Origin of the sequence: Mycobacterium sp. M26 (assembly GCF_001494595.1) — a bacterium.
Taxonomy (GTDB): Bacteria; Actinomycetota; Actinomycetes; order Mycobacteriales; family Mycobacteriaceae; genus Mycobacterium.
Map to the genome: position 1 here is coordinate 1,033,008 of NZ_LN929908.1, position 22,932 is coordinate 1,055,939.

Annotated in this window: 16 protein-coding genes; 5 read left to right on the forward strand and 11 right to left on the reverse strand. The window is 65.0% G+C overall.

Going from position 1 to position 22,932, the window contains the following annotated elements; genetic code table 11:
• Positions 1–34 precede the first annotated feature (34 nt).
• Positions 35–1,255 (reverse strand): glycosyltransferase family 4 protein, encoded by a 1,221-nt coding sequence (locus BN3385_RS27665; RefSeq protein ID WP_197415216.1) that lies wholly within the window; start codon positions 1,253–1,255, stop codon positions 35–37.
• Between the two features lie 175 nt (positions 1,256–1,430).
• Between BN3385_RS27665 and BN3385_RS14385 the strand changes: the two genes are divergently transcribed.
• Positions 1,431–2,300 carry a class I SAM-dependent methyltransferase gene (locus BN3385_RS14385; protein ID WP_059017465.1) on the forward strand — a complete coding sequence of 290 codons (870 nt, stop codon included), beginning with the start codon at positions 1,431–1,433 and terminating at the stop codon, positions 2,298–2,300.
• Here the strand turns inward: BN3385_RS14385 and BN3385_RS14390 are convergent.
• Both BN3385_RS14390 and BN3385_RS14395 read right to left on the reverse strand, forming a co-directional pair.
• Entirely contained in the window at positions 2,289–3,281 is a 993-nt protein-coding gene (locus BN3385_RS14390; protein ID WP_156432761.1) for an FkbM family methyltransferase, read from the reverse strand. The two genes, BN3385_RS14385 and BN3385_RS14390, sit on opposite strands and share 12 nt — an antisense overlap.
• Positions 3,278–4,918, reverse strand: a complete 1,641-nt coding sequence (locus BN3385_RS14395) for a GMC oxidoreductase (protein ID WP_059017469.1) — start codon at positions 4,916–4,918, stop codon at positions 3,278–3,280. The genes BN3385_RS14390 and BN3385_RS14395 overlap by 4 nt, the downstream gene beginning before the upstream one ends.
• A 175-nt stretch (positions 4,919–5,093) precedes the next feature.
• Between BN3385_RS14395 and BN3385_RS14400 the strand changes: the two genes are divergently transcribed.
• The 4 genes from BN3385_RS14400 to BN3385_RS14415 all read left to right on the forward strand — a co-directional run bounded on the left by BN3385_RS14400 (position 5,094) and on the right by BN3385_RS14415 (position 10,425).
• Positions 5,094–6,362 (forward strand): glycosyltransferase, encoded by a 1,269-nt coding sequence (locus BN3385_RS14400; RefSeq protein WP_059017471.1) that lies wholly within the window; start codon positions 5,094–5,096, stop codon positions 6,360–6,362.
• A 175-nt stretch (positions 6,363–6,537) separates the two neighbouring features.
• Positions 6,538–7,920 (forward strand): nucleotide sugar dehydrogenase, encoded by a 1,383-nt coding sequence (locus BN3385_RS14405; protein ID WP_059017473.1) that lies wholly within the window; start codon positions 6,538–6,540, stop codon positions 7,918–7,920.
• A gap of 58 nt (positions 7,921–7,978) precedes the next feature.
• On the forward strand, positions 7,979–8,977 hold the full coding sequence (locus BN3385_RS14410; protein ID WP_059017475.1) for an NAD-dependent epimerase/dehydratase family protein: 999 nt from the start codon (positions 7,979–7,981) through the stop codon (positions 8,975–8,977).
• 170 nt (positions 8,978–9,147) lie between these two features.
• Positions 9,148–10,425: a glycosyltransferase gene (locus BN3385_RS14415; protein ID WP_059017477.1), complete on the forward strand. Its 1,278-nt coding sequence runs from the start codon at positions 9,148–9,150 to the stop codon at positions 10,423–10,425.
• A gap of 2 nt (positions 10,426–10,427) precedes the next feature.
• Here BN3385_RS14415 and BN3385_RS28210 read toward each other — a convergent pair whose 3' ends face one another.
• From BN3385_RS28210 to BN3385_RS14455, 8 genes are all read right to left on the reverse strand, one after another.
• On the reverse strand, positions 10,428–11,228 hold the full coding sequence (locus tag BN3385_RS28210) for an ABC transporter permease (protein WP_059017479.1): 801 nt from the start codon (positions 11,226–11,228) through the stop codon (positions 10,428–10,430).
• Entirely contained in the window at positions 11,225–11,980 is a 756-nt protein-coding gene (locus tag BN3385_RS28215; RefSeq protein ID WP_059017481.1) for an ABC transporter permease, read from the reverse strand. The genes BN3385_RS28210 and BN3385_RS28215 overlap by 4 nt, the downstream gene beginning before the upstream one ends.
• The gene (locus BN3385_RS14430; protein ID WP_082690475.1) at positions 11,977–12,906 is read right to left on the reverse strand and encodes an ATP-binding cassette domain-containing protein; all 930 of its coding nucleotides are present in this window, start codon (positions 12,904–12,906) and stop codon (positions 11,977–11,979) included. The genes BN3385_RS28215 and BN3385_RS14430 overlap by 4 nt, the downstream gene beginning before the upstream one ends.
• Before the next feature lie 131 nt (positions 12,907–13,037).
• Positions 13,038–14,090, reverse strand: a complete 1,053-nt coding sequence (locus BN3385_RS14435; RefSeq protein WP_059017485.1) for an NAD-dependent epimerase/dehydratase family protein — start codon at positions 14,088–14,090, stop codon at positions 13,038–13,040.
• A 79-nt stretch (positions 14,091–14,169) separates the two neighbouring features.
• The gene (locus tag BN3385_RS14440) at positions 14,170–16,350 is read right to left on the reverse strand and encodes an acyltransferase family protein (RefSeq protein WP_502688066.1); all 2,181 of its coding nucleotides are present in this window, start codon (positions 16,348–16,350) and stop codon (positions 14,170–14,172) included.
• A gap of 115 nt (positions 16,351–16,465) precedes the next feature.
• Positions 16,466–18,631, reverse strand: a complete 2,166-nt coding sequence (locus BN3385_RS14445) for an acyltransferase family protein (RefSeq protein ID WP_059017486.1) — start codon at positions 18,629–18,631, stop codon at positions 16,466–16,468.
• 1 nt (position 18,632) lies between these two features.
• Positions 18,633–20,654 (reverse strand): acyltransferase family protein, encoded by a 2,022-nt coding sequence (locus tag BN3385_RS14450; RefSeq protein ID WP_502688067.1) that lies wholly within the window; start codon positions 20,652–20,654, stop codon positions 18,633–18,635.
• Positions 20,655–20,729: 75 nt separating this feature from the next.
• Positions 20,730–22,916, reverse strand: coding sequence for an acyltransferase family protein (locus BN3385_RS14455; RefSeq protein WP_059021970.1), 2,187 nt, complete (start codon positions 22,914–22,916; stop codon positions 20,730–20,732).
• Positions 22,917–22,932: the final 16 nt, after the last annotated feature.

The following is a 22,932-nucleotide window of genomic DNA, read 5'->3' on the forward strand; positions in this document are numbered from 1 at the left end:
CGTGCCGACCGGAACCACCGATAGTAAGGGCGACTCAGTACAGACCAAGGATTCCGATGAGTTCGTCATCGTGGCGGTCCCTGCCGAAGCGTTGGGAGGACTCGACCGCGCCGACGGCAAGCTTGCGACGCAGGTTCTCGTCTGAGTGCAGCATCATCAGATTGGCCGCCAGAGCGGCTGCGTCACCGGCGGGGCTCAACAGTCCGTTGACCATGTGTTCGATGATCTCGGGTGTGCCGCCCGAGTCTGTTCCACACACTGGCAGGCCGGCCCTCATCGCCTCTACGGTGACGCGGCCGAACGCCTCGCTCTGGCTGCACATCAGGCCCACGTGGGCGGCGGACCAGTAGGGCCCTAGATCACTGGATGGACCGTGAACCGTCAGCAGGTCGCCGACGCCCAGGCGTCGGGCAAGCATCTGAAGTGGCTTATGCCTGCCGGTGCCAACGAGTGTGAGTTCGATGTCGACGCCGGCTTTTCGTGCGATGGCGACCGCTTCGATCGCCAGGTGTTGTCCTTTGCCGGGCGAGAAATATCCGACCAGGACGGTGCGCATACGCTCGCCGGCTCCCCGCTCCGAAGGGGTGCGCAGTGGGGTTTCGATGACGGGATGAACCACGGCGGTCTTCATGGTCGAATCTATTGCAAGCAGAGCCTTTTGGACTGCGAATGAATTGCATATAACCGTCTCCGACAGCCTCCCGATCCATCGGATCGTTCTGCGGTAGCCGAAGAGGAACCAGAACCCGTGGTCATCCCTTCCGAACTCGCGGACTATCCAGTAGTGCGGAATGCCAAGGAGTTTAGCGGCGATTGCGTGGGACGGAATTGTCATCGTATTGCTCAGCACCAGTGTCGCGTGCAGTCGGCGGAGAAGAAGAACTGCTTGCACGATGCCGGGAACCAGGAACGTCACGTAGGGGACCCAGCCGACCACCGCGTGCGGGTCGATCCGCGGGACTTGCCACCACTTGCCAAAGGCCCACCACGGTACCCACGAGATTTTGGTTGGGATACCGCGCCGCGTGCAGTCCTCGGCCACGTCGCCGTGACGCGGCAGAACGGCGAGGAGTCCCGCGTCGGGTCGCATTCTCCGAATGCCCAGGAGAATTTCACGAAACCCGACGACACCGCCGCCGCCGAAGCTGCTGACGTTCGAAACCACAACGATCTGTTCAGGGCGGTTCTTGGCGCTGCAGTTGGTGCTGGCAGACTCCTGCGGATCCCTGCGACCCGACCCCTGAGTAGCGAACATGCCCAAAGTGTATGGCGCAGTGGATCGCTTCTTGTCCGTATGGCCTGCGCGGGCCGTTTCGTCCACACCACACAGACTGGCTAGTCGGGTCAGGCTCATGTCGGTCACCACTCTGTCTGACCCTGTTCGGGATAGTGCTCACGACGGTGGCGGGCATTCAGCTAGCCTCTGTCGGATGACGAACGTCCTCCCACTGCCCGAGACTGCGATGGTGACGTTGTGGTGTCGCGCAAGCGAGGCTCGTCGCGCCGACGGCATCCTCCACGATCCGTTGGCGATCGAACTGGTCGACTCAATCGACGTCGACTTCGCCAAGTTCAAGTTGTCAGCCGATCGCCAAGACCTGGCATTGCGAGCGCTCGCGTTCGACAACAGCACCCGCCGCTACCTTGCCTCCCATCCGAATGGCACCGTCGTCGCCCTGGGCGAAGGCATGCAGACCAGCTTCTGGCGTCTTGACGCTGCCGGTGTCGGGCATGACTTTCGTTGGCTGACAGTCGACCTGCCAACGATCGTCGACCTGCGCGGTCGGCTGCTCCCGGAATCGCCGCGAGTGTCGACATGCACCCAGTCGGTACTCGACTTCAGCTGGATGGATCAGGTCGAGCGTCCTGAGGAGGGTGTGTTCATCACCGCGGAGGGCTTGCTGCCTTATCTGGAGCCGGACGAGGCACTGAGGGTGATCGGGGAATGTGCGCGCCGATTCCCTAGCGGTCAGATGATGTTCGATCTGCCTCCGAAGTCCCAGGCCCGGCTGGCTCGCCATCGGTTATGGACGGTTTTGCGCGGTGACTGGCCACGCACCCCCTTCAGCCTCACAGTGAACGAGTTGGCTGCGCTCCACGAAACGGTGCTCGGGGTTCGGGCCGTACATGATCTTCCGCTGCCGCGCGGACGTGGGCCGCTGTTTGGCTCGCTGCTGCAACGAACCCACGGGCACCCGATCTACCGGCCCCTGCGGCGCCTTGTCGGGCTCAACTGGCCGACGATCGCCACGCTGACTCTGCTTGAGTTCGACGATCGAAAGCCGGAGTCAACGAGCTAGCGCGAGGGGCTGCCGGCTGAGCAGAATGTCCGCTGACTTGCGTCGATAGAAATCTTCGTAGGTTGCGGCCGTGATCGACGGAACCTTGCGCTCATAGATCCAGCGATAGTCGTTGTGTAGATCGTAGATGTGGAAGCCCTGCTGCTTGAAGGGCATCAGCGTGGCCTCGATCTCGCTGCGTACCTCAAGTGCCACTACGAGTCTGGGGTGGGTGAACCCTGTGACGATGTCGGGAGCCAAGGCTGTTTCGGCACCCTCGACGTCGACTTTGAGAAATGACACCGCACTTGCATCTGCGCCTAGGAGCGAGGTCAAGGTATCGGCGACCACGGTCACCGGAGTCCACTCCAGGCCCCGGCGGTGGTCCCACTCTCCCTTGGTAGGTGGGGTCAGTCGGGAACACCCGTCGATAGTCGGGTGCAGGTAGAACGTCATCTCGCCTTTCTCCGGGGCGCATGCAGCCTCCACGACCTCGACGATCCGTTGCACTCCATTGAGCTCGATATTGGTCTGAAGGAACCGTGCGGTGTCGGGAGCGGCCTCGATTGCGACGACCTTGCCGGACGGCCCCACGCGCTGAGCCAGCAACAGAGAGAAGTAGCCGATGTTGGCGCCGGCATCAACGCAGGTATCGCCCGGTTGGACGTGGCGCAGAATGAACTCGGAAAGCACAGGTTCGTAGACGTCGCGGAATCGCAGCCAGAAGGTGACGACCGAACTGTCGGCATCGGCTGCGAACTTCGTCCCGTATCGGGACTCGACCGGAGTCTCGTCGGGATCGGTGCCCAGCAGCCTGAGCAGCCCGCCGCGGGGCTCGATGTACGGCCCAGCGGCCAGCATGACGAAAAGCTGCTTGAAGAACAGGGGGATTCGATCGTTCTCGACGACCCTGCGCATGGACTTGACCAGGGTTCGGCGTCCGCTCGGCCTGGTCGAGTCGAGAGTGGGCACATCTGCCTCCGGGTTGTCGCGGGCCGTCAACTGGTGAAGTGCGCCATCGTCACGTGCTCGGCCACCCGCAATGCATTGGCCGCCACGGTCAGACTGGGATTGAGCCCCGCGCTGGACGGGAAGAACGAGGTGTCCACCACGTAGAGGTTGTCCACCTCGTGGGCCCGGTTCTGGGTGTTGAGCACGCTGGTCGCCGGGTCGGTGCCGAATCGGCATGTGCCGCAGACATGCCCGAGGTTGGAGTTGTCCTTGCCGCTGCCCAGCGGCAGGGTCCGGAACGGCTTGAATACCTTTTTGAGCTGTCGCAAGAAGACGTCGCGCCGGGCGATCTCGTTCGGATGCAGTCGATAGTGCATCTGCATGCGCTGACGCCCGTCGGCGCCGGGCCGATCCGACGGCAGGACTCGGTTGTCCAGATACGGAAGGTCCTCGGTCATCGCGGCCAGGATCAGGCCACCGGTGAAGAACCGCTCGTAGACCAGTCGCACCGCAGGGCTCATCAGCCGCATGCCCGTGGCTCGCCAGCCGGGTCGGTTGGCCAGCCACTCCATCGGCGGAATGGCCCCGAAGCTCTGCACGGTGCCGTACTTCTGGCCTTCCCAGTAGTAGAAGTCGTTGAAGCCGATCTCCTTGTTGGCAGCCGTGATCCGGCTTCCGCGTGACGGCCAGACCTCGATCGGGTCCAGCAGATGGCGCATCAGGTTGCGGCCCACATAGTCCGAACCGTTGGCCAACCCGGCTGGCCAATCCCCGGAGCGCGACGTGAGCAGCAACATCGGGGTTGCCAAGGCTCCCGCCGCCAGCACCACCACAGTGCCCTTTAGTGCCAGCACACTGCCGCGGTGCTCGCAGATCACCTGCTGCACGCTCGAGCGGTCGGCCTCCAGGCGCAGCACCCGGCACTGATCCAGCAGGGTCGCGCCGTGCTCGGCGATCGCCGGCTGCACCCCGTTGCGGGCTGAATCGCGCTTACAGGACTGCGGGCACAGATAGGTCTGGCAGGTGGTGCATCCGTCGGTGTAGTCACAGGCCATCGGCAGGTGATACGGGTGCAGTCCGCGGCCCTGCAGGTAATCGACCATCGGCTGGTTGTCGGCCGAAAAAGGCGGCGCGGCAGGCAAACCCACCGCAGCGGCTTCCGGTCGCAGCGGATCGGGCTGACCGCGCACCCCGAGCAGCTTCTCCGCTTGGGCGTACCAGGGGGCCATGTCGTCGTAGCTGACCGGCCATGCCTCCGGCACGGTCGACTCGCCGGGATCCAGGAAGTTCTGCCGTGGTGTGAAATCTCGGGCGAAGAAGCGCTCGCACACCATGCCGTAAAGCGCCGAGGATCCACCGGTCCCGCTGCCGATGAACGGGGTGAACCGCTTGGACGACCGTCCGCTGATGTCTTCAACCTCGTCAGTCGAACGCCCGCCGCGGGCCAGTGCATCGAAGTAGGTCTCGGCCGACCGTGCCGCCTGAGGTTCGGCGAGCTCAGGCATCGCAGCACGGATAGTGCCCGGCACTCCGGGCAGGGTGGAACGGCCCTTCTCGACGAACAGCACTCGCCGCCCGGCTCGGGCCAGCGAGTACCCCAGTGTCCCGCCACCCATTCCAGTGCCCACGACAATGACGTCCCAGTGGATGCGCTCGGCCTCGTGGGCGTCCAGATCGCCGTCGGCCAAAATCTAAGCTCCTCAGCGCATGATGCCCAGATCCTGGCCCGGGCGAAACGATTCGCGATCGTATCAGCACACGTCGATGTACCGAACCCCCTTTCGGCGGTCGCGCAACCGGTAATAATGGCCGGTGCTCCAGACGTTGTCTGGGTCGTGTCCCGATGGAAAGGCCGCCGCTGCGATGAAGTTCGTCCTCGCCAGTTACGGGGGCCGCGGCGACATCGAACCGGCCGTGGTCGTCGGGCGTGAGTTGCTCCGTCGCGGCCATGACGTGCTGATGGCCGTTCCGCCGAACCTGATCGGCTTCACCGAGGACGCCGGGTTGCCGGCCGTCGCCTACGGCGTGGATTCCGGCCCCATCCTGGAACTGCAGCGCCGCTACTTCACCGTCTACTCCCGCACACCCTGGAAGCTCAAAGAACTGAGTCAGATGAGCCGCGAAACCGAGGAGTTCGCGACTAAGTGCTGGCAGGAGATGACGACGGCCCTGGCCGCGATCGCCGAGGGTGCCGACGCTCTGGTGACCGGCTTGATTTTCGAGCAACCCGCGGTCAACGTGGCCGAGCGCTTCGACATCCCGTTGGTGACTCTGCACTATTTTCCAGTCCGGGCCCACGGCCAACTCCTACCGGTGGCACCGGCATTTCTGAGCCGGGCCGGAATGAAGATCAACGATTGGCTGGCCTGGCGCGGCACTCGTGCCGGCGAGGACGCGCAACGCCGGGGACTGGGCCTGCCGCCGGCCTCCGCGCCCGCGCCGCAGCGGGTCGCCGAGCGTGGTTCGCTGGAAATCCAGGCCTACGACGAAGTGTGTTTTCCGGGTCTCGGTGCCGAATGGGCCCGCTGGCGCGAGCTGCGCCCCTTCGTCGGCGCCTTGGCCATGCAGTCGCCGACGTCGGCCGACGAGGAGGTCGCGGCCTGGATCGCCTCGGGTAGCGCGCCGATCTTCTTCGGGTTCGGCAGCGTGCCGATCGGCTCGCCTGCCGAGACGGTCGCCATGATCGCCGCCGCCTGCGCGCAGTTGGGGGAGCGGGCCCTGATCGGCGCCGGCGGCACCGACTTCGGCGACCTTCCGCACTTCGACCACGTCAAGGTCGTCGGCCAGGTCAATTACGCCACGATCTTCCCGCTCTGCCGGGCTGTGGTTCACCACGGCGGCGCGGGGACGTTGGCCGCGTGCCTGCGGGCCGGGGTTCCGCAGCTGGTGCTGTGGACCCTGCCCGATCAACCGTTCTTCGCGGCCCAGCTCAGACGGCTGAAGGTGGGTGCCGGGCACCGCTTTGCCACCACCACCGAGAAATCGTTGGTCAAAGGTCTGCGCCGGGTGCTGGATCCGCGCTACCGGATCCGGGCACGTGAATTGGCTCCCCGGATCACCACACCTGACGAGAGCGCCGCAGCCGCGGCCACCCTGGTCGAGGAGTTCGCACAGTCCCGCAGCCTGCGCTGATGGCGACGTTCGCTTTTCGGCTTCAGCTGCGTTGTCGCGGATCGGAGCAAACATTCCGATTTCAGATCGGCTGCGCGGTTGATCTACTAAGCTGCCGACGGGTTAGTCGGGGATGCCAACCCCCGTGCCCGCTGCACCGAACACGCACGGGGAACTGAAGGGGCTCAGGAGCGCAATGGCTGAAGGCGTGTTTGGGCGGACCGACGCTGAGATCGACCTGCTGGTCCGCGGCATGCAGTCGGGTATCGCGGTCGTCGGATTCGGCTACATCGGCACCGTGATCGGCGCTGTCCTGGCCGACCGGGGCTGGCCGGTGACCGGAATCGATGTGCGTCAGAACGTGGTTGATGAGATCAACGCCGGCAAGTCCCATGTACCCGAGCCCGGACTCGACGAACTGGTATCCAACAGTGTGCGTGTCGGCCAGCTGAAGGCCACCACCGACTTTGGCGCCATCGCCGACAACGACTTCGTCATCGTCACGGTCGGCACGCCGCTGGGCCCGGACTTCGAGCCGATCGTCGATGACATCAAGGCCGCGGCCCAGGCGGTGGGTGAGCATCTGCGGGCCGGTCACCTGGTAATCCTCAAGAGCACGGTGCCGCCGGATACCACCGAGAAGCTCGTCCGCCCGATCCTGGAAGAAGCCTCCGCTTTGAAGGCCGGAGTCGACTTCGGGTTGGCGTTCTGCCCCGAGCGACTGGCCGAAGGCCAGGCCATTCACGAACTCACCTCGATCCCGGTGGTCGTCGGCGCCGTCGACGAGCGCAGCGCCCGCGCCTGCTCCACGCTGTGGCGTCATGCGCTGGGTGTCGAGTCCGTGGTGGTCGACGACCCCCGGACCGCGGAAATGGTCAAGCTTGCCGACAACCTGTGGGTTGACCTCAACGTCGCACTGGCCAACGAGCTCGCCAAGGTCTGCGACCGGCTGGGCATGGACGCCCTGCAGGTGATCGAGGCCGCCAACACCATGCCCAAGGGTGGCGGCCTGGCCAACATCCTGCGGCCGAGCATGGGTGTCGGCGGCTACTGCCTGACCAAAGACCCCTGGTTCGTCAACCATCTGGGCGAGACGCTCGGTCTGGAGCTGTCGATCCCGCGGACCTCGCGCACCGTCAACGACACGATGCCCGGCTATACCTACGGGCTGCTGACACAGCTGCTGGCCGAGCAGGGCAAGTCGATCGAGAACAGCAAGATCGCGGTGCTGGGCATCGCCTTCAAGAACAACACCGGCGACTGCCGCCTGACACCCACCAAGTACGTCCTGGAGTTCCTCGAAGATTCGGGATGTCAGCTCTCCGTTCATGATCCGTGGGTGCCCGAAGAAGAGGCGCACACGGTCACGAACATTCCGCTGACCGCGGACATCGAATCGGCGGTCAAGGACGCTGACGCTTTGGTGGTCCTCGCCGGCCATCGAGAGTTCCACCAGATCCCGTTGGTGCGCCTCGCTGATCTGACGGCCTCCGGCTGTGTCTTCCTGGATGGACGTAACAGCTTCGACCCGGCGGCGGTCCGTGCGGCCGGCTTCACCTACAAGGGAATCGGCCGATAAGAGCTCGACCCCCGCGTGTCCATCGCCGCATCCGGCTACCTGAAACGAGAGAGCACAGATGTCCAATGTCGTCGTAACGGGCGGCTACGGTTTCATCGGATCCCACCTGGTCTCAGCGCTGCTGGACCGCGGGGACTCGGTCACCGTATTCGACTTCGCCAAGAACACCCGCGACACCAGCATCGACTTCGACCGGCACCCCAATTTCCGATTCGTCCAAGGCGATGTCACCGATCCGGCTGCTCTCGAACAAGCCTTGACCCCCGAGGTGGACACCGTGTTCCACCTCGCGGCGGTCGTGGGTGTCAAGAACTACATGGACGACCCGTTGAAAGTCTTGGACGTCAACGTGATCGGGACCCGCAACGTGCTGGAGCTCAGCCAGCGCCACGGCATTCACGTTGTCTTCGCCAGCACATCTGAGGTGTTTGGCAAGAATCCGAACCCTCCGTGGGCCGAGGACGACGACCGGGTCTTGGGCTCGACCAAGACCGCCCGCTGGAGCTACAGCACCAGCAAAGCGATGGCCGAGCACCTGGTATTCGCGATGCACGCCGCCTACGGGCTGCCAGTGACGGTGGTGCGCTACTTCAATGTCTACGGGCCGCGGCAGGCACCGATCTTCGTGGTATCGCAAAGCGTGCATCGCATCCTCAATGGCCTGCCGCCGCTGCTCTACGACTCGGGCGAGCAGACGCGGTGCTTTACCTACGTCGACGACGCCGTGGCCGGCACCCTGCTCGCCGCGGAGCACCCGGCCGCCGTGGGTGAGGCCTTCAATATCGGCAGCATGACCGAATCCACGATGCGCGAGGTCGTGGACCTGGCGATCAAGATTGCCGACGTCGACGGGGTCTCCAGTGCCGAGGCGGTGGATACCGGGGCCCGCTATGGACAGCTGTATGAGGACATCCCGCGGCGCATCCCGGATTCGACCAAAGCGCAGCGTGAACTGGGCTGGCGACTGCAGGTCGATGTCGAAGAGGGCATCCGCCGCACCATCGAGTGGGCGCGAGCCAATCCCTGGTACCTCCAAGGACAAACTGCTAGCGAGTAGACAAATCTGAGTGTCTGTCTTGTCGGGGGCAAAATCCGTGTGTATGTTTTTGTCGGCTCGGTCAATTCGTTGCGGCTTTTGGGTGATCGGCCTACAAAGTTGAGGGGTCGGGTTTTCTTGGGCTTAGAGGCTCGAATCCGCAAAGAGCGGAAGGGTAAGCGTCCTTCTCAATGAAGTTTGTGTTGGCCAATTGGGGTACCCGCGGCGAGGTGGAGCCTTTCGCCGCGATCGGTCGTGAATTGGTACATCGTGGGCACGACGTACATATGGTCGTCGCACCCGAGATGGTCAGCTTTGCCGAGTCGGCGGGACCCGCGGCGGTCGGCTACGGACCGACCTTGCAGTCCATCGACGACCCTCACCACGAGTACTGGAAGTTGTTCTTCAAGCAGCCATGGCGGCTAAAAGAGTTGAACGGGTTATTGAGCGAGCTTGCGGAGATGCTGAGCCGGTACCGGTCGGACGTCCGGGAGAAGCTGATATCAGCTGCCGCCGGTGCCGACGTGCTCCTCACCGGGATGAATTACGAAGACGTCGCCGCCAACGTCGCGGAGTATTGCCGCACGCCGTTGGCCACTCTTCAAATCTTCCCGCTACGTGCCAATGGCCGCTTAGTACCGTTGCTGCCTGGGCCGTTGGGAAGGGCTGTAATGGCCGCTTTCGAGTGGTGGGAAGCCCACGAAAAGAAGCCCGAGATCGACGCCGAACGTAGGGAACTCGGCTTGCCGGAGGTGAGCAGTCGATGGCCGCGGCGTGTGGCCGAGCTTGAAGCGATGGAAATCCAGGCTTACGACTCCGTGTGCTATCCAGGCCTGGCGGAGGAGTGGGCCGCCTGGAACAGCCAGCCCATCCCGCAGAGACCCTTCGTCGGCGCGCTGACGATGCAGCTGGCCGCGCAGGACGATGAGGAGATCGCGGCCTGGATTGCCGGCGGTAAGCCGCCCATCTTCTTCAGCTTCGGCAGCATGCCGGTGGACTCTGCCGCCGACACACTCGCCATGATCGCGCGAGCCTGTGCCTCGCTCGGTGAGCGGGCATTGATAGGCGCTGGGTGGACCGACTTCAGCCACGTGCCGCACTACGACCACGTCAAGGTCGTGGGTGCAATGAACTACGCGAAGGTCTTTCCGGCTTGCCGTGCGGTCGTCCACCACGGTGGTTCGGGCACTACGCATGCAGGCCTTCGCGCTGGGCGTCCCACCTTGATTCTGTGGATGCTGCCGGACCAGGCTTGCTGGGGGGGGCGCGTGAAGGACCTGAAGGTTGGCACTAGCCGCCGTTTTTCGGCTACTACTGAGGAATCGCTGGTATCGGATCTTCGCAAGGTTCTCAGCCCGCAATGCGCTATCGCAGCTCAAGAGCTTGCCGCGCGAATGACCAAGCCCGCAGAAAGCGTAGCCGCCGCGGCCGACCTATTGGAGAACTTCGCCCACTCGCGCGGGCGCTGAACTCAACCGCCTGAGCCGCCGGACTCAGCTGCGGCTCGATAGCCGCGGACTGCAAGTGGTCCGACGACGGCTGCCAAACCGACAGTCCATAGCGCGCCTAGCAGCAACTGCACCCCCGGAAAGGCGCCTAGTGCAAGGCTACGCATGGAATCGACGATCGGCATCATCGGCTGCAGTCGAAGCAACGGCCACATCCACGATGGCAACGATTCGACGGGAGGTGAGCCGGAGCTGGCGAACACCGCACTGATCGCCGGCAGGCCAAGAAGAATGAGCACGGTGCCGTGCTTGGCGCGGACCGCGATAGCGATGACTGCCATCGCGAAGACAAGCACCACCATCACTGGCACCAATAGGAACATGATCAGCTCAAAGATGTTGCCGTGGAAGCGAAGTCCAAGAACTAGGCCGACGGCGGTGATCACGATAGTGCTCACCAGCGTGCGGGCAGCCTCGGCGAGTAATCTGCCTGTCAGTGCGCTGGCGCGGTGAACGGGGAGCACCCACATCTGGCTCAGCATTCCCGACTCGCGTTCAATCGGGATGGTGATGCCGACCGCAAGTGCGCCGGAGAATGCGCCCGCGATCGCGCAGGTAGGAACCAAGCCGTAGAGACTGTCCGTACCGGTGATGCGCATAACCGACTTGCCGACCAGCAGGTAATAGGTGATCAGCAGGAAAGACGGGAAAAGAATGGCCTGGACCACCACCATCGGATCTCTGCGCCAGTGCGTGAATAGCTGTCCGGCGAAGATCAGGCTTTCGTTGACCAGCGAATGGCGCAGCGGTGTGTGTGTCGTCATGCTGTCCGCCTTTGCATCCGCACTGCGATCGTTCCGAACAGCGCGAACATTCCAAGACACCACGCGAGACTCGCCGCCATGCTGGTGGCCGTGACATGCCCGGAGGCCAACTCCCGCAGCGTTTCCGTCACTTGGGAGACGGGCTGATAACGGACGAATCCATGCAACCAGTCGGGGAATGACTCGACGGGCGCCATTCCGGTGGACAGCATGACCAGTAGGAGTTGCGGGACGAGGAGCACCTGGCTGGATGCTCCGCTCTTTCCGATGGTGGCTCCCGAGATGCCTACCCCGATCGCGTCGGCGCCTAGTGAGAGTGCCAGCGTCAGCGTCAGGACAAGGCAAACGAAGGTGACCAAATAGGCGGGGCCGCCAAACATTCGAAAGCCGAATGCGTATCCGACGGCAATCGTGGCGAGCAGGGCTATAACGCCACGGATGAGGCAGTACATCATGCGGGCCGCTAGTGGTGTCACCGACGCGATAGGTAACGTCCGAAGTCGAATTCCTAACTCGGACTGATGGTCTCGGGCAGCTCGGTCGACGGTCGTCAATGCGCCGAGCAATGTCACCTGAATGATGATCACGGGCAGCAGATATTGCGGATAGCCGATCCCGCCGGTGTCGATGACATTTCGTAGCGCGAGATTGAAGATCAGAAAGTTACCGGCCGGCGCGAGGATGGCGAAGGGCAAATCGTCTCGCAGGCTGTCACGCACGATGCGCTCAGTGAGAACGGCGAGTGCGGTCACGCTGTGACGCTACCGGTGAGGTGGAAGAACACCTCGTCCAAGGACGGTCTGCGCAACGAGATGTCGGCGAGTTCGACATCGAGCTGATCAACTCGGCGGAACACTTCGCTGAGGGTGGCAACCCCGTTGGGTGCCAACACCGAGACGGTGTTGGCGTCGTGGTCGACCTGGGCGTCCTGCAGGTCCGAAACGGCGTCGAAAACCTTGGACAGGTCGCCCGGATCAACGGGACTCACCGTGCAGTAGCTGGATCCCACTCGGCGCTTCAAATCGTCGGCGGTGCCACTTGCCACAACCCGACCGTGATCGACGACGACGATCGAATCACTGAGAACGTCGGCCTCTTCCAGATACTGGGTGGTGAGCAGCACGGTCACACCTTGCGTTGCCAACTCGGATACCAGGTCCCATACCGCCCGGCGACTGCGCGGGTCCAAACCGGTCGTCGGCTCGTCGAGGAAGAGCACCTTGGGGGGCACCACAAGCGCCGCGGCAATATCGATACGCCGCCGCATTCCACCGGAGTAGGTGAACACGCGACGGTCGGCGGCATGTGCCATGTCGAACTGTTCGATCAGGGCGTCGGCACGGGCGTGAGCGTCCCTGCGCCGCATTCCGTGCAGCCGGCCGAACATCACCAAGTTCTCGCGCCCGGTGAGTTGCCAATCCAGGGCCGCCTGCTGTCCCGTCATCCCGATACTCCCGCGAACCTGGGAGGCCTGTCGAACGACGTCGTACCCGGCGACGACCGCATGGCCCGCAGTGGGCCGGATCAGCGTGGACAGAATCTTGATCGCTGTCGTCTTGCCGGCGCCGTTATGGCCCAGCAGTGCGCAGACTTTTCCCGTGTCGACCGAGAAGCTCACGTCCTGAAGCGCGTGTACTTGGCCCCCGTACGTCTTCGCTACCCCGTCAAGCTCGATCACGAATGCACACCATAGCGTGGGCACAGTCGGTTCGGGCTATGTTGCGGCTCGTTCGCCGTAGGTGTGGATCTCATCGTCATGTTCTGTTTCCGACTCACTGATGGATGTGGGGCATTGGCGGGCTGGACGGTCTATTGCGGCTGACTGCCGATCCAGTCGAGCAGCGACCGCATGCCGTCCTCGAGCGTCCACTTCGGCTGCCAGTCGAGTTCGGCCACGGTCGCCGACACGTCGCACCGCGCGGCACGCACATCACCGTCGCGGAACTTGCCGACCACGGCCGGTTCGGGCGCCCCGCAGATGCCGGCGAGCGCCCGGGCCAGCTCATGGATGGTGGTCGGAACACCGGATCCGACGTCGACATAGCGGGCCGGTGCCGCCGGCTTGGCGATGGCGGCGAACAAGGCGTCGACCACGTCATCGATGTAGACGAAGTCGCGCAGAATCCGGCCGTCCTCATAGACCTCGAGTGCCTGCTGCTGCCGCGACAGCCGGGCGAAGAGCGCCACGATTCCGGTGTAGGAGTTGGTCAGCGATTGGCCCGGCCCGTACACGTTCTGCAGGCGAAGAACGCTGAGCTTGGTGTCATGCGCGGCCGCCCACGCTGCCAGGATGTGCTCCTGCGCAAGCTTGGTCGCGGCGTAGATATTGGTGGGCCGCGGTTCGGTGCGCGCAGCGCTGCTCGCCAACGGATGCGCAGGCGCTTTGGTCGGCCCCTGCGGGTCCCAGATGCCGGCTTCCAACTGAGCGTGGCTGCGGGGTGCCGGGTAGAACACGTCGGAGCCGGATTGCCAGGCGCCCTCCCCGTAGACGGCCCGCGACGACGCGAGCACGAGCTGATCGGGTACGTGCCCCGCGCGGCTCAGGGCATCCACCAGTTGGGTCGTCCCGACCACGTTGACCGAGCCGTGCCGGGTAGCCGCCGATAGCGACTGTGCCGTCCCGGTCTCGGCCGCCAGATGCACGATCTGGGCGGGCCGGAACAACCGGAGCACGGCATCCACATCGGGACCGTGCGTGACATCCCCGGTGAACAACCGCACCGACGGCGGCAGTGTGATCGCCGCGTGCTCGCCATGCACCTGTGGGTGCAGGATGTCCATCACGGCCACGTCGTAGCCGGCATCGACAAGGCGGCGGGCGAGTGCCGAGCCGATGAATCCCGCCCCGCCAGTAATCAGCACTGGTGTAGACAAAGCCGACCTCCGGTCGTCTCGTGGGGCCGGTCACCCCGTTGGTCGTAGTGCGAGGGCGTCCGGGCCGTCACCGTTGTGCGAGCGCGCGATCAGCCAACGCTCCAATGACGGGTGCCAGTATTCGGGAGTATTGGTATGTCAGGTGGCTTTGGTCAAGGTAGACCAACGTATTGCCGACGATGACGGGGCATCGTTGCTTCGTGCAGAAGAGGTCGGTGAGATCGGCGTACTGCCCGTCACTTGCCGCGGTAGCTGCGGCCTCGGCCGCAATGCCCTCTCGGTTCACAGCCTTGGATATCGGAGGCGAGCACGACGTCGCATCGTCGAGGTGCAGCGTGAGGCAGTCCGGTACCGCGGACTGCGGATCCGGAATCGGCCCGAGGACCAGAACTTGCGCACCGGTATCGCGAAGTTGACGCACGAGCCGGGCGACGCTGTCGACCCACGCCGATTCGTACGACGTGTAGCCGACGCCCCAGCCATATCGGACACCGTAACGCCGCATCACGCTGAGCACGATCAGCGTCGGCCGCTCTGCCTGAAGTCTTGCAATGACCCCATCGCGCCACTGCCCGCACTCGGTGTAGTCCCGGCCGAGTACGGGATTGAGGGTGGGCAGATCCAGCATCGGGCAGCTGACCTTTGTCATGGTCTCCAGCCGCCACTTTCGACGTCCGGCGAGGTCTTGAAAGGCCGAGTCCCACATCGCGGCATTGGAATCGCCTACCAGGGCCACTGTGCTACCCGAGGCGGCGTCGCCAGTGGCACATTCCGGCTGTGCGACTTCGAAAAACGTGCGAATGCAACCATCCAGAGCCCTCGGGTTGTCCGAGGTCAGGTTTGCCAGGGGCGGCGCGAGATTCGACGGGACGGCCTGAAGATCGACCGAGGCCGCCACCGCCGCCTCTACTTGGGCGAACGCCTGCCGCACCGCGCGGTCATAGGCCTCGATGGGTGAGCCCGCTGGGACAGGTTCGGTAACCACCGCTAGCGGTTGGCCCGGGGTGCCGCGACCGACGGGGTCGGGAACATGAAGGACGAGCCCTACCGCGACGGCCAGTGCCGTCGCAGCGCCACCCAACGCCAGACTGCGCCCTGCAGAGTTTCGTATCGGTGCTGCGAACCGCAGGGGGTTTTCGATGATGCGCGTCGTGAGGACAGCGAGCCCGACCGACAGTGCGATACCGGCCAGGGCCAACAACAGGGTATGTCCGGTGACGGGCGCGATCGCCCACAGAGCCATCAGAAGTACCGGCCAGTGCCACAGATACAGGGAGTAGGAGATCCGCCCAATCGCACGCATCGGTGCCAGTCCCAGGACGCTGCCGCAGCCTCGGTTCGGCAGTCCGCAGCCGGCTCCGATCACCAGTGCCGCACCGAGGGTCGGGAGCAGAGCCGCGGTCCCCGGATAGTGGGTGGTCGGGCCGAGCGAGACGCAGGCTAGGACGATCATTCCGAGCCCGGACCATCCGGCCACTGAGAGCACCGCTGTCGAAAGCCGTTGCCAGTGGGCGGCGGTCAGGGCCACCAACCCGCCGACGGCGAGCTGCCATGCCCGCGTCGGTAGAGAGAAGAACGCCACCGGCGGTGCCCAATGCGTGGCCGCGATCGACAACGCGAATGAGGTGACGGCAAGCGCGAGCAGAACCGACAGATAGGGACGTTTCGAGGCAGTAGCCGCCGTCTTGTTGCTGCGGCGGATTGTCCGGATGGACCATGCGGTACCCAGAATGAGCGCCGGCCAGATCAGATAGAACTGTTCCTCGACACCCAACGACCAGTAGTGCTGGAAAGGCGACGGCGGCGCGTTGGATGCCAGGTAGTCGACGTCTTGGAATGCGAAGCGGTAGTTGCTCACATAGAGGGCGCTGTAGATCCCGTCGGTGAGGACGGTCCGAGCGTGTAGCGGGGGCAAGAGAAGCGCCGCCAGGACCATGGTGACGATGCCGACGAAAGCAGAGGCGGGCAGCAACCGGCGGGCGCGGGCGCCGTAGAAGTTGGCCAACCGGACCCTGCCCGACGCGTGGACTTCGCGCCACAGAATCCGGGTGATCAAGAAGCCGGAGATGACGAAAAAGACGTCGACTCCGACGTAACCACCGCCAATCCCAGGTATCTGGGCGTGAAACAGAACGACCGCTGTGACGGCGACAGCTCGCAGGCCCTCGATGTCGGGGCGGAAGCCGGACTCGATCGATTGCTGCTTGTGCAGGTCGCCGGCAGGGCTAACGCTGTCGGCTTTGCGCAAGATCACCTACTTGATAGAAGAGTCGTCCGTCGAGTCGAGGCATTCTTACATTCGCGCGCGTTAATTAGGGTGGCTTTCGAAATCCAGATCACGCGTTCGAATCGCGAGCATCCCGTCACGCCGCAGCCATCGCCCGGTCAGCAAGTGCTGCCATCACAGGTGCCAACGTCCGGGAGTATTCGACTGTCAGGTGGTTCCAGTCGAAGTACACCAGCGTGTTGCCGATGATCACTGGGCAGCGACTGTCGGTGCAGAACAAGTCGGTGAGGTCCGAGTAGTAGCCGCCGCCGAACTCGGTTGCGGCAGCCTCGCGTGAGATGCCCAGTTGATTGACCGCAGTCGAGCGTGACGGCGCGCATGCTGTCGCGTCATCGAGATGCGAGGACAGGCAGATCGGCACGACCGATTGTGGATCTGGGATTGGCCCGAGCACCAATACCTGCGCACCTCCGGCGCGCAGTTGCTGCACGAGGCGGGTGAGGCTCGCGAGCCACGCTGGGCCGTAGGCCGGTGTATTCGAGAGAAAGTTGCCCGATCCGTAGCCCCTCCACATGCTGACCACAACCAGCCGCGGATGCGATTCCTGTAACTGGGCCATCGCTTTACTGCGCCAGTCGTCACACTCGCTGTACTCGCGGTGGAGTTGGGGGTTGGTGACGGGCACGTCTATCACTGGGCAGCCGGCCATACCCACAAACTGCAACCGCCAGTGCCGCTCCTCGGCGACTGTCTGGAACGCCGGATGCCACATCGCTGCGTGTGAGTCGCCAACCAGAGCCACCGTTGTGGTCGAGGCGGTGTCTCCAGCTACGCAGTCAGGCAGCTTGCCACGGCTGAAGGCCAGCCGCAGACAGCCGTCGAGGTGCGTGGCCTTGTCTTCGGCTGCCGCCTCCGCCAGTGGAGGTTCGAGGTTCGATGGAACGGCCGTGAGGTCAGCTGATGCCTCCACCGCAGCCTGCACTTGGGTGAATGCGTTCTGGACTGCCGCATCAGCCGTCGAGATTCCCGAGGCGGCCGAGGCCGGCATCGTAGTGATTCTGAGCGTGGCGGCCGGCGAACCGGCCCCAACTGGCTTCGGGACGACGAGGGCGACCGCAAGACACACAGCTACCGCAACTGCGGTCGCCGCACCTCCGAGTAACAGACTCCGCCGTGGAGACTCTCGTATCCGAGGTGCGAAGCGCAGCGGGCTCTCGATGAAGCGCCACGTCAAGACAGCCAGCCCGGCGGACAGGAGCGCGGCGGCGAGCCTGGCGGCAAGCCCCAACGGCTGACCAAGCGCCACGGGGGCCAGCAGCAGTATCGGCCAGTGCCAGAGGTACCAAGAGTAGGAGATTCGACCGATTGCACGCATCGGCGCCAAGCTCAGGAGCCGGCCGCACCCGCGCGTCGGTATCGCGCAACCGGCGCCGATGACCAGTGCTGTGCCTAGCGTAGGCAGCAGTGCCGCGGTCCCAGGATATAGGGTCGTCGGACTGAATAGGTTGCAGGCCAAGATGATTGAACCCACACCGCCGAACCCGGCCAACGCCGCGATCCGCGGTGACAGGCGTCGCCACTGATCGGCGGTGAGGGCTATGAGTCCGCCGACAGCCAACTGCCAGGCGCGCGTGGGCAAGGAGAAGAACGCCACAAATGGGGCCCAATGGCAAACCGCCAGGGATAGTGCGAACGAGATGGCCGCGACTAGCGCCAGGACCAATAGATATGGACGTTGCGTCGGCGCACGGACGGCCTTGCGTCGACTGAGGCGCCGAATTCCCCACGCCGTCAGGATAATTAGCGCCGGCCACACCAGGTAGAACTGCTCCTCGACGCCCAACGACCAGAATTGCTGGAACGGCGACGGAGGCAGGAATGGCGCGGAGTAATCGACGCCTTGCATGATGAACCAGTAGTTGCTGACATAGAGTGCGCTGGCGATGCCGTCAGCAGCGACGGTCGGAATCTGCAACGGCGCCAAGAGGACAACACTGGCGATCATGGTGGCAACGCCGACCATGGCCGACGCCGGTAGCAGACGACGCGCCCGCGCCCCGTAGAAGCGACGTAGCCCTACGGTCCCGGATGTCCTCACCTCCCGCCATAGCAGGCCGGTGATCAAGAAACCGGAGATGACGAAGAAGACGTCTACGCCGATGTAACCGCCGTCGAGCCCAGGTACCTCGGCGTGGAACAGCACAACGGCCAGCACGGCGACGGCGCGCAGCCCCTCGATATCCGGGCGGAATTGCTTCTGGCCCGAGTTCTCCCCGGCTACTTGGGCGGCCAGGCCCGGCACGTCAGTCGCCTGCCATCGCGCGATCGGTCAGCGCCCCGAGCACCGGCGCCAACACCCTCGAGTACTGCAACGTCAGATGGCTGACATCCAGGTAGACCAAGGTGTTGCCGACGATGACGGGACAGGTTTGCGGGGTGCAGAAGAAGTCACTGAGGTCGGCGTACTGCCCGCCGTTGCCGGTAGTGGCGTTGGCTTCGGCAGTGATACCGGCCTGCTCGACGGCCTTGGCGCGCGACAGCGCGCAGGCCGCCGCGTTGTCGAGATGCCCGGAGATGCAGATCGGTACGTTGGCGTGTGGTGCGGGAATCGGGCCGAGCACCAACACCTGGGAACCAGTGGCGCGCAGATCCTTCACCAGCCGGCCCACGCTCTCGATCCACGCGCTGTTGTAGCCGGTGAAACCCGTCATCGTCTCGTCGATCCCGTAGCCGCGCCACACACTGACCACGACGAGCTTCGGACGTTCGGCCTTCAGCCGGGCCATCACCCCGTCGCGCCAGCGCTGACAGTGCTGGAGGGCTTCGATCATGCGGCGGAAGTGGCCGTCGACATGGATATCGAGGATCGGGCAGGCTTCCTTGGCCATCAGTTCCAGCCGCCACCCCCGCTGGGTGGCGATCTCCCGCAGCGCGGGGGTCCACATCGCGGCGTGCGAGTCGCCGACCAGAGCCACTCGAGTCGACGAGGAGGTATCGCCCATCGCACACGCCGGCTGCCCATCCTGATACGGCGTCAGCACACAACCGCCGTAGGTGTAGTCACCCTGCTCGGCAGCCAAATTGTTCAGTGGTGGGAGCCCGAGTCCGGTGACGACGGCCAGGATGGTGGCGATGGCACCCAATGCCAGGCTGCGCCAAGCGGATTGGCGAATTTTGGGGGCGAAGCGCAGCGGGTTTTCCAGGTAGCGCAGGGTGAGCCAGGCCAGCCCGGCTGACAGCAGTGCGGCGGTGATGCGGGCACCCAGTCCCAGGGGGTGGCCCAGCAGGGCCGGTGCGAGTACCAGGACCGGCCAGTGCCACAGGTACCAGGAGTAGGAGATCCGGCCGAGGGCGCGCATCGGTGCGGTGCCCAGCAGTCGCCCGCAGCCCTCGTTGGGGGTGGCGCAGCCGGCGCCGATGACCAGGGCCGCGCCCAGGGTGGGCAGCAGCGCGGCGGTGCCGGGGAACGGCGTGGTCGGGGTGTACCAGAAGCAGGCCACCACGATCATGACCAGTCCGGACCAGCCGGTGAGTGCGGCGGTGCGGGCGGAAAGTCGTTGCCAGGCAGGGACAGTCAGGGCCAGCAGTCCACCGGCGGCCAGCTGCCAGGCGCGGGTGGGCAGGGAGAAGAACGCTGCGGCGGGCACGACGTAGGTGATCACCAGCGACAGGGCGAACGAGGCGGCGCCGACCAGTGCCAGCACCACCAGGTAGGGGCGGCGTGACGCCGCGACCGGTGCGGTCTTGTCGCGCCGGAACCGGCGGATCACCCAGGCGGTGCCCAGCACCAGGGGCGCCCAGACCAGATAGAACTGCTCTTCGACGCTCAGTGACCAGTAGTGCAGGAACGGCGAGGGCGTCAGAAGGTCGGAGAAGTAATTGACGTTGTCGAGGATGAACCAGTAGTTGCCGACGTAGAGGGCGCTGGCGATGCCGTCGTAGAGGACGGTGGGCACGCGTAACGGGGGCAGCAGTAGTAGCGCGGCGATCATGGTGACGATGCCGACGAACGCCGAGGCGGGCAGCAGTCGGCGGGCGCGGGCGCCGTAGAAGGAGCGTAGTTTGACCGTGCCGGTGGAACTGGCCTCGCGCCACAGCAGACCGGTGATCAGGAAGCCGGAGATGACGAAGAAGACGTCGACGCCGACATAGCCGCCACCGATACCGGGAATCGAGGCGTGGAACAACACCACGCCCAGGACCGCGACCGCGCGCAGTCCCTCGATATCCGGGCGGAACCCCGTCGATGCCGAACGCCGGTCGGGGACTCCCTGTACAGAGTCGACGCTATTGGCCTGGCGCACGCTCACCCATCTGGTCTTCACCACACGACCCGATCACCGAGTCGAGGCATTCTTGCACCGAGCCGGATTCGGCGCGCTGCGTTTCGGGACCGCACGTCAACCCGCCACCAACGCTCGGTCGGCCAGAGCCGCAACCACCGGTGCGAGCGCCCGCGAGTACTCCAGCGTCAGGTGATTCTCGTCGAGATACACCAGGGTGTTCCCGACGATCACCGGGCAGCGATCGGCGGTGCAGAACAACTCGGTGAGGTCGGCGTACTGACCGCCGCCGGCAGCCACCGCCGCCGACTCTGCCGCGATACCCGCCGCGTTCACGGCCGTCGCCCGATGCGGGGTGCAGGCCTGCACATCGTCGAGGTAGCCGGACAGACAGATCGGCACCACGAACTGCGGATCGGGGATCGGACCGAGCACGAGCACCTGCGAACCGTTGTCCCGCAGTTCCCGAATGACACGGGTCAGCCGGTCCACCCACACCGGGTCGTAGGCCTGATAGCCCGACAGCGATTCATCGCTGCCGTAGCCGCGCCACAGACTGAGCACCACCAGCCGCGGCCGTTCGGCGCGCAGCCGGTCCAGGATCTCAGCCCGCCACTGTTGGCAGTGCTGGAGTTTCTCGGCCAGCTGGCGCAGCGGATTGCCGATCGGCAGATCGAGCAGCGGGCAGGCGCCCTTGCTCAGAAGTTCCAGGCGCCACTGCCGCTGGGCCGCGATCTTGTCGAAGGCCGGAAACCACATCGCGGCATGCGAATCGCCGACCAGCGCCACCGTGGTCACTGAGCCGGTGTCACCGCTGGCGCACTCCGGCTGACCACTCTCGAATGGGGTGCGCAGGCATCCGCCGAACAGCAGGGCGGACTTCTCGGCGGGCGCCTCGGCCAGCGACGGGGTCAGGTTCGACGGCACGCTGGTGAGGTCTGCGGACCCGGCGACGGCCGCCTGAACCTGGGCGAATGCCTGCTGCACCGCCTCGTCGTAGGCGGCCGGGGCCGAGCCGGGCGGGACCGGGGCCGCGGTGATGGCCAATGCCGGCGCGGGAGTGCCGCGCCCCACCGGGGTCGGCACCGCGGTCAGCAGCACCAGGCCGGCTACCACCGCAGCGGCCGTCGCGCCGGCGCCCAGCCCGAGGCTGCGCCACGCCGAGGTGCGGATCTTCGGCGCGAAACGCAAGGGGTTCTCCAGGTACCGCAAGGTGAGCACCGCGAGCACCCCGGACAGGGCGGCGGCGAACAACCGGGCGGGCAGCCCGAGCGGATGGCCGACCAACGCCGGCGCGAGCACGAGCACCGGCCAGTGCCACAGATACCAGGAATAAGAGATCCGCCCAATTGCGCGCATCGGGGCCAGCCCCAGCAACGTCCCACATCCGCCGGCGGGCAGGGCACACCCGGCACCGATCACCAGTGCCGAGCCCACCGTGGGCAGCAGCGCGGCGCTCCCGGGATACAGCGTCGACTCCGTCAGCACGGTGCAGGACACCAGGATCATCGCCAGTCCAGCCCAGCCCACCACAGCGGCGGTGCGCGCTGAGAGGTCGCGCCATCGGGCGGCGGTCAGTGCGATCATGCCGCCCAGTGCCAGCTGCCAAGCCCGGGTCGGCAGCGAGAAAAACGCGGCGGCCGGGGCGACGTAGGTGGCCACGAACGACATCGCGAACGACACCACGGCGATCACCGTCAGCACCACCAGGTACGGGCGCTGTGAGGCGGTGGCCTCGGTTCGGTTGCGCCGCCTCACCTTTCGGATCAACCATGCGGTGCCCAGGATGATGGCGGGCCACACCAGGTAGAACTGTTCCTCCACGCCCAGTGACCAGTAGTGCTGGAACGGCGACGGCGGAACGTGGCTGGCGAAGTAGTCCACCCCGCGCATCACAAACCAGTAGTTGCTGACGTAGAGCGCGCTGGCGATCCCGTCGCCGATGACGCTGCGCACCAGCAGTGGGGGCAGCAGCAGTGCCGCGGCGATCATGGTGACGATGCCGACGAAGGCCGACGCGGGCAGTAGTCGCCGGGCCCGGGCGCCGTAGAAATTGCGCAGCCGCACCGTTCCCGAGCCGTGCGCCTCGCGCCACAGCAGGCCGGTGATCAGGAATCCGGAGATGACGAAGAAGACGTCGACACCGACGTAGCCGCCGCCGAGTCCGGGCACCGCGGCGTGGAAGAGCACGACGGCCAGGACGGCCACCGCACGCAACCCCTCGATGTCTGGACGGAACGTCGACTTCGCCGGTTGCGGACTATTGAGCCCTTCGGCGGGGCTCACGCTGTCGGCCTGCGTCACACTCACCCGTCTCGGT

What these genes read in the sequence shown, in the direction of transcription:
- BN3385_RS27665 (WP_197415216.1), bottom strand. Translation starts at nt 1,255, where the DNA reads ATGTTCGCTACTCAGGGGTCGGGTCGCAGGGATCCGCAGGAGTCTGCC.
- BN3385_RS14385 (WP_059017465.1), top strand. Translation starts at nt 1,431, where the DNA reads ATGACGAACGTCCTCCCACTGCCCGAGACTGCGATGGTGACGTTGTGG.
- BN3385_RS14400 (WP_059017471.1), top strand. Translation starts at nt 5,094, where the DNA reads ATGAAGTTCGTCCTCGCCAGTTACGGGGGCCGCGGCGACATCGAACCG.
- BN3385_RS14405 (WP_059017473.1), top strand. Translation starts at nt 6,538, where the DNA reads ATGGCTGAAGGCGTGTTTGGGCGGACCGACGCTGAGATCGACCTGCTG.
- BN3385_RS14410 (WP_059017475.1), top strand. Translation starts at nt 7,979, where the DNA reads ATGTCCAATGTCGTCGTAACGGGCGGCTACGGTTTCATCGGATCCCAC.
- BN3385_RS14415 (WP_059017477.1), top strand. Translation starts at nt 9,148, where the DNA reads ATGAAGTTTGTGTTGGCCAATTGGGGTACCCGCGGCGAGGTGGAGCCT.
- BN3385_RS28210 (WP_059017479.1), bottom strand. Translation starts at nt 11,228, where the DNA reads ATGACGACACACACACCGCTGCGCCATTCGCTGGTCAACGAAAGCCTG.